The sequence below is a fragment of the Streptomyces sp. NPDC002018 genome (assembly GCF_042890865.1).
Lineage (GTDB): Bacteria > Actinomycetota > Actinomycetes > Streptomycetales > Streptomycetaceae > Streptomyces.
This window is the reverse complement of record NZ_JBIASO010000049.1, coordinates 1-6,292: the sequence shown is the minus strand read 5'-3', so window position 1 is coordinate 6,292 and position 6,292 is coordinate 1. Positions and strand designations below refer to the sequence as shown.

Genomic DNA, 6,292 nt, shown 5'->3' with positions numbered 1-6,292 from the left:
CGACAGTGGCATCCAGCGCCCGGAGGCGAACCGAGCCCCGAAAAAGAAGGCGAGTGAGCCGAAGGGGCGCGTCGGTGCCGAAAAGGAGAGCGCGCACAGGCCGTGAGGAACGAACGGCCGAGCACGGTCGACCGTCGGCACCGACATGAAGCGCCCCGGAGGTGAACCGAGCCCTCAAAAAGAGGGGGGATCGGGGCCCGGCGTCCTTCGGGCCGACCTGGAACCCGCTGGCTGCGGATCGACCGAAAGCCGTTGTCTACTGAACGCCGGGGCCCCACCCGGGTCGCACCCACCGGCCGGCCGAAACCTTCCCTCGCCCCCGAGACGCGGGCGCTGGACCTGGCTCCCAGTGGCGGTGCCGGTGCGGCACACCGCCCCATGACCCAGCGGCGTTCGACGACTGCGTGGAGATTGCCGGACGGACGTCCTGTGGTGGACTCGGCCGAACCTACCCGCCGGTGGCTGCTTACTGTCAATAGCCGTTTGACCTGCGGAGTTGACCCAAATCACCAGGTCAGTGGGGAAGATCCGCAGGTCGCGACCGAGACCGGGAGGCATCGGTCGGCGGTACGAAATGTCCCCACGTCACTCGTTCGGTCGCACAAACACCGTGTGCCCGGCGACCACGGTCCGCAGGCACACCGGCAGCGGACGGCCGGGGGTCAGATCCGGCAGTCCCGGCGTCCCCGAGCGCGGGTCGGTGGACCAGCGGGCGACCCGGTCGTCGGGGGCCTGGACCACGAGTTCCTCGGTGCGCCAGACGGCGTAGTCGGCGGGGGCTCCCGGCACCAGTGTGCCCGCGTCGTCACGGCCGACGGCCCGCCAGCCGCCACGGGTGTGGGCGGTGAATCCCGCCCGTACCGAGATGCGGTGCTCGGGGGTCTGGTGGAAGGCGGCGGCCCTGACGGTGCCCCACGGGTCCAGCGGGGTGACCGGGCTGTCGGAACCGAAGGCCAGCGGGACCCCGGCGCGCAGCAGCGCGGCGTAGGGGTTGAGCGTACGGGCGCGCTCGGTGCCAAGACGCCGCGCGTACATACCGCCCTCGCCGCCCCAGACCGCGTCGAAGGCGGGCTGGACGGAGGCGGTGAGCCCCAGCTCGGCGAAGGCGGCGACGGTCGCGGGGGTCAGCATCTCGGCGTGCTCGACGCGATGCCGGGCGGCCCGGACCCGTGCGAGGCCCAGTCGCTCGGCGGCGGCGCGTACCCCTTCGACGACGGTGCTGACCGCGGCGTCGCCGATGGCGTGGAAACCGGCCTGGAGTCCGGCCTCGGTGCAGGCGGTGACATGCGCGGCGACCGCCGCGGCGTCGAGGTGGGCGGTGCCGGTGTGGGCGGCGTCGTCGTACGGGTCGTGCAGGGCGGCGGTGTGGGAGCCGAGGGATCCGTCGACGAAGAGATCACCGGCGGCGCCCGCCGCGCCCAGGTCACGGATGTGCCGGGCGCCCTTCTCGTCGCTGATGGGCTCGGCCCAGTAGCCGTGGATCCGCGGGCCGGCCTCCTCGTCCGCCAGGGCCAGCAGCGCGGCGAAGTCCTCCTCGTCGGAGATGTCGGGGCCGGCGCACTCGTGGAGGCTGCCGATACCGAGCGACGCGGCGTGCCGACGGGCCGCGCGCTGCGCCTCCGTGCGCTGGCGCACGCTGACGGCCCCGTGCGCCGCCGCGCGTACGGCGTGGTGGGCGGCGGCGGTCAGCGGACCGTCCGGGTGGTATCCGGCGAGGGAGGTGATGCCGGGGACGAGGTCGAGCAGGGCGGTGGTCACGACGGCGGAGTGCACATCGATACGCGGCAGATAGAGCGGCCGGCCGCCGGCGGCCTCGTCGAGTTCGGCGCGGGACGGGGGGCGCTGTTCGGGCCAGCGGGCGGAGTCCCAGCCGTGGCCGAGCAGGATGCGGCTGTCGGGGCGGGCGGTGCGGTGGGTCCGTACGAGCGCGAGCGCCTCGGTGAGCGTGCGGGCGGTGGACAGATCGAGCCCGGTGAGGGCGAGGCCGGTCGCGGTGGTGTGGACATGGGCGTCGGTGAACGCGGGGGTGACGAGCGCGCCTTCGAGGTCGACGACCTCGTCCACGCCGGTGGCGAAGGCGTCGGCGGCGCCCTCGGAGCCGACCCAGGCGACATGGCCGCGTTCGACGACCATGGCGGTGGCGAAGGGGTCGGCGGGGCTGTGGACTTCTCCACCGCGGAGCAGGACGGTGCGGTGGGGGTCGGTGCGCTTGGTCATGGGACCAGTGTCGCGTGTGCGGAGGGGGGCGCCGGTACGGGGTCGCCTCCCGGCCGGGGGCGCCGGCCGGGGGCGCCCGCGTGGTACGGGCGCCGGCGCGAGGCCGTCGGGGTGTCAGAAGGACGGGGGGCGTGATTCGTACGGCGTCGAGAGGACCACCGTCGTCCGGGTCGAGACTCCCGCCAGGGAGCGGATCCGGGTGAGGAGGTGTTCCAGTTCCAGCGGGGTGGGGACCCGGACCTTGAGGATGTAGTTCTCGTCGCCCGCCACGCTGTGGCACGCCTCGATCTCCGCGATGCCCGCGAGCCGTTCCGCGATGTCGTCGGCGGCGCTCGGGTCGAACGGTTTCACCGAGATGAACGCCGTGAGCGGCAGGCCGACCGCCTCCGGGTCGACGACCGCGGCATAGCCGCGGATGACTCCGCGCTGCTCCAGCCTGCGTACGCGCTGATGCACGGCCGAGGTGGACAGGCCGGTGGCCTTGCCCAGGTCCGTGTAGCTCATCCGGCCGTCGTTGACGAGCAACTCCACGATCTGACGATCCAGCTCCTCCATACGGATCAACCTATTGCCCCAGGTCACTTCCGGCACAGTCGGCGGGTCGGCCGAACGGCACCTGCGAGCGGCATGTGACGAAGACCACAGGTCTCTGACGCGGTCCGTCGAGACCTTACGGTTACCTGGCTCGCGCGACGGGAATTGCTTGCTGTGGTCGAGACCACAAGTGCCTGGTCGGCCCACCCGAGGGGGAATGTCTCCATGCAGAGCCTGAAGCGCGCCGGACGTACCGAACCGGAGCCTGTTGATCTCGTCGACGCCGACGACATCGACTTCTACGACACCTTCGAGATGTACCGGGTCGTCTGCCCGGACTGTGCGCAGCCGATCGCGCTGCTGGCGGACGAGGACGTCCTGCCGGAGCACGCTCTGTGCCCCACACCGTGGAACCCGTTCGTACTCTCCGTCTGTGCCGGTACGGGCCGTGCGGCGTCGGACGCTCGTCCCGCCGACGAGTCGTCCGAGGCCCAGGAGCAGGACACCGCGCTGCTTCTGACGCTCCCTCAGGGACTCAACTGGCGGACCCAGCCGTTCTCGCACGTCGGCGGACCGGGCTCGCGCCCGTTCAAGGTGCCGACCGTCCAGCGGCACGCCGCCTGAGGTCCTCGGAGCCCCGGCACGCCCGCCGACCCAGGGTCGGGGAGCGCGCCGGGGAACCGGTTCAGCGTGTTTCCGGGCCCGCCAGATGCCGCGCGATCACCATGCGCTGGATCTGGTTGGTGCCCTCGACGATCTGAAGCACCTTCGCCTCGCGCATGAAGCGCTCCACCGGGAAGTCCAGGGTGTAGCCGTAGCCGCCGAGGACCTGCACGGCGTCGACGGTGACCTGCATCGCGGTGTCCGTGCAGAACAGCTTGGCCATGGCGGCCTGCCGGGAGAACGGCCGGCCGGTGTCACGGAGCCGGGCGGCGGCGAGATAGAGCGAGCGTCCCGCCTCGATCCGGGTGGCCATGTCGGCGAGCAGGAAGCGCAGTCCCTGGAAGTCCGCGATGGGTCTGCCGAACTGCCGTCGTCCGGTGGCGTATTCGACGGCTTCGTCCAGGGCCGCCTGGGCGAGACCGATGGCGCAGGCGGCGATGCCGAGACGGCCCGAGTCGAGCGCCGACAGCGCGATGGCGAAGCCCTGGCCCTCCTCGCCGATCCGCCGGCCGTCGGCCACCCGTACGCCGTCGAAGTGGAGTTGGGCGGTGGGCGAGCCCTTCATGCCCATCTTCTTCTCGGGGGGAGCCGCGTTCAGACCGGGGGCGTCGCCCGGTACGAGGAACGCCGTGATGCCCCGGGCGCCCTCTTCTCCGGTGCGGGCCAGCACCGTGTAGAAGTCCGCGATCCCGCCGTGGGTGATCCAGGCCTTGGTGCCGGTGATCACCCAGTCGTCGCCGTCCCGTACGGCCCTCGTACGGAGCGAGGCGGCGTCCGAGCCGGAGGCGGGCTCGGAGAGGCAGTAGGCGCCCAGCAGTCCGCCGCCCAGCATGGCGGGGAGGTATTCGGTCTGCTGGTCCTTGGTGCCGTAGCCGGCGAGCGCGTGGCAGGCGAGCGAGTGCACGCTGACGCCGAGGCCGACGGTGAGCCGGGCGGCGGCCAGTTCTTCGAGTACCTGGAGATAGACCTCGTACGGCTGGTCCCCGCCGCCGTGGGCGGAGTCGTAGGGGAGGCCGAGCAGGCCGGACGAGGAGAGCAGGGCGAAGAGGTCGCGCGGGAAGTGTCCCGCTTCCTCCTCCTCGGCCGCCGCCGGGATGATCTCCCGCTGGATGATGTCGCGTACGAGGGCGACGAGGTCCTCTGACTCCTCGGTGGGCAGTTGCCGGTCCACCGGTCGCGGGGCGCGGTCGGGCATGGCGGCGCTCTCCTCCCTGTCGGGCGCTACGGCGGTCACGCGCGCAGGGTGTGGCGGCGCCGCCGGCTGGGGTCCGGGGGTGTCCCCCGGAAGGTGGTGCTGCCCAACCGATGCTGCCCTCCCGGATCACGGAAGCGGCTGACCAGCGGCTGCGGCGCGTCGAGTATGCCCGATCAGCGGCGTTCCGTCACGAGCCCGCCCAGACCCCTCCGGCACGGCCGAACCCGGTCCGAACCATTGACCCAGTGGTCTAGTCCTTCTAACGTTCCCTCTCAACGCGTTCATGTCATTTCCCCCCACTCGCTTCTTCCTCCCCCACGAGGAGACTCCATGCTCAGGCTTCACCGCTCCCGTGCCCGCTTCCGGGCGCTGATCGCCGCCGCGTGTACGGCCGCGCTCGGCGTCACCCTGCTCTCCGGGGCGGGCAGCGCCTCCGCCGGTGAGTCCACCGCCGCCACTCCCGCCGGCGTCTCCGCCGCCCCCACCGCGGCAGGCGACAAGGTGGTCGGTTACTTCACCAACTGGGGCGTCTACGACCGCAATTATCACGTCAAGAACATCGAGACCTCCGGCTCCGCCGGCAAACTCACCCATATCAACTACGCCTTCGGCAATGTGACCGGCGGAAAGTGCGTCATTGGTGACGCCTACGCCGACTACGAGAAGGCGTACACCGCGGACCAGAGCGTCGACGGCGTGGCCGACACCTGGGACCAGCCGCTGCGCGGCAACTTCAACCAGCTCCGCAAGCTCAAGGCGCTCCACCCCGGTCTCAAGGTCATCTGGTCGTTCGGCGGCTGGTCCTGGTCCGGCGGCTTCACCGAGGCGGCGAGGAACCCGGCCGCCTTCGCGCAGTCCTGCCACGACCTGGTCGAGGACCCGCGCTGGGCCGATGTCTTCGACGGCATCGACATCGACTGGGAGTACCCCAACTCCTGTGGTCTGACCTGCGACACCAGTGGACGTGAGGCCTTCGGGAACCTCGCGTCCGCGCTGCGGACCGAGTTCGGCACCGGCGCTCTGGTGACGGCGGCCATCACCGCCGACGGCTCCGACGGCGGGAAGATCGACGCCGCCGACTACACGGGCGCCGCGCGGTACCTCGACTGGTACAACCCGATGACCTACGACTTCTTCGGTGCCTTCGCGGCGCAGGGCCCCACCGCCCCGCACTCGCCGCTCACCTCCTACCCGGGCATCCCGACGGAGGGCTTCACCTCCGACGCGGCGATCAGCAAGCTCCAGGGCCTCGGCATCCCGTCCGAGAAGCTGCTGCTGGGCATCGGCTTCTACGGACGCGGCTGGACCGGTGTGACCCAGCAGGAGCCGGGCGGTACGGCGACGGGCGCGGCTCCGGGCACCTACGAGGCCGGTATCGAGGACTACAAGGTCCTCAAGAACTCCTGCCCGGCCAACGGGACGGTCGCGGGAACGGCGTACGCCTTCTGCGGCAACCAGTGGTGGAGCTACGACACTCCCGCCACCATCGCCGGGAAGATGGCCTACAAGGACCAGCAGAGCCTGGGCGGCACCTTCTTCTGGGAGCTGAGCGGTGACACCGCCGACGGCGAACTGATCAAGTCCATCAACTAGGACTTGTCCGGTCGATCATGTGACTGCTTCGTGTGCGGGTCGTTGGTGTGGGCATGGGGCGGGGTGATCTGAGCGATGCTGAGTGGGAGC

At 71.1% G+C, this 6,292-nt stretch carries 5 protein-coding genes; 2 read left to right on the top strand and 3 right to left on the bottom strand.

Annotated features, from left to right (window positions below; all coding sequences use genetic code 11):
- Positions 1-585: 585 nt before the first annotated feature.
- Both ACFYYH_RS34370 and ACFYYH_RS34365 read right to left on the bottom strand, forming a co-directional pair.
- Positions 586-2,217 carry an amidohydrolase gene (locus ACFYYH_RS34370; protein ID WP_388559831.1) on the bottom strand — a complete coding sequence of 544 codons (1,632 nt, stop codon included), beginning with the start codon at positions 2,215-2,217 and terminating at the stop codon, positions 586-588.
- Positions 2,218-2,331: 114 nt separating this feature from the next.
- A complete protein-coding gene (locus tag ACFYYH_RS34365) occupies positions 2,332-2,772 on the bottom strand; it encodes an Lrp/AsnC family transcriptional regulator (RefSeq protein WP_388559829.1) in 441 nt (146 codons plus the stop codon).
- 204 nt (positions 2,773-2,976) lie between these two features.
- On the opposite strand from ACFYYH_RS34365, the gene ACFYYH_RS34360 reads away from it, so the two are divergent.
- Positions 2,977-3,375 (top strand): hypothetical protein, encoded by a 399-nt coding sequence (locus ACFYYH_RS34360; protein ID WP_388559826.1) that lies wholly within the window; start codon positions 2,977-2,979, stop codon positions 3,373-3,375.
- A gap of 61 nt (positions 3,376-3,436) precedes the next feature.
- Here ACFYYH_RS34360 and ACFYYH_RS34355 read toward each other — a convergent pair whose 3' ends face one another.
- Positions 3,437-4,609: an acyl-CoA dehydrogenase family protein gene (locus tag ACFYYH_RS34355; RefSeq protein ID WP_388559834.1), complete on the bottom strand. Its 1,173-nt coding sequence runs from the start codon at positions 4,607-4,609 to the stop codon at positions 3,437-3,439.
- A 330-nt stretch (positions 4,610-4,939) separates the two neighbouring features.
- Here ACFYYH_RS34355 and ACFYYH_RS34350 point away from each other — a divergent pair, with 330 nt between their 5' ends.
- Positions 4,940-6,202 carry a glycoside hydrolase family 18 protein gene (locus ACFYYH_RS34350; RefSeq protein ID WP_388559824.1) on the top strand — a complete coding sequence of 421 codons (1,263 nt, stop codon included), beginning with the start codon at positions 4,940-4,942 and terminating at the stop codon, positions 6,200-6,202.
- Positions 6,203-6,292: the final 90 nt, after the last annotated feature.

Excerpts from the sequence above, each read along its gene's own strand:
- ACFYYH_RS34370 (WP_388559831.1), bottom strand. The coding sequence starts at position 2,217 with ATGACCAAGCGCACCGACCCCCACCGCACCGTCCTGCTCCGCGGTGGA.
- ACFYYH_RS34365 (WP_388559829.1), bottom strand. The coding sequence starts at position 2,772 with ATGGAGGAGCTGGATCGTCAGATCGTGGAGTTGCTCGTCAACGACGGC.
- ACFYYH_RS34360 (WP_388559826.1), top strand. The coding sequence starts at position 2,977 with ATGCAGAGCCTGAAGCGCGCCGGACGTACCGAACCGGAGCCTGTTGAT.
- ACFYYH_RS34355 (WP_388559834.1), bottom strand. The coding sequence starts at position 4,609 with ATGCCCGACCGCGCCCCGCGACCGGTGGACCGGCAACTGCCCACCGAG.
- ACFYYH_RS34350 (WP_388559824.1), top strand. The coding sequence starts at position 4,940 with ATGCTCAGGCTTCACCGCTCCCGTGCCCGCTTCCGGGCGCTGATCGCC.